Origin of the sequence: Pseudomonas sp. PNPG3, from assembly GCF_023093815.1 — a bacterium.
Taxonomy (GTDB): domain Bacteria; phylum Pseudomonadota; class Gammaproteobacteria; order Pseudomonadales; family Pseudomonadaceae; genus Aquipseudomonas; species Aquipseudomonas asiatica.
The window spans coordinates 1-238 of sequence record NZ_JALLKV010000327.1; the positions used below are offsets into that span (position 1 = coordinate 1).

Genomic DNA, 238 nt, shown 5'->3' on the forward strand with positions numbered 1-238 from the left:
GACACGGCGAACAGCGGACTCCGTCGCGAGCCCGAACTCCCCCATCACGTCGCGATCGCCAAGGAGACGACCGAACTGACGCCGGCAGAAGAATTTGCCGCCGTTCTTGACGATGACGAGGATGCCGTCCGTCAGTCCCGGCTCATACGCCAACAGATGCGCGGCGTCGCTCGTCAGGTCGCCATGGACCCGAATGACGGTATGGAGCTCTGAGGCAATATGCGTGACCGGATGAACG

The 238-nt window shown here is 62.6% G+C and carries 1 pseudogene; it reads left to right on the forward strand.

The features are described from left to right. Window positions 1-213: pseudogene (locus tag MJ643_RS31250) on the forward strand (conjugal transfer protein TraG); the annotation flags it as partial. Window positions 214-238: the final 25 nt, after the last annotated feature.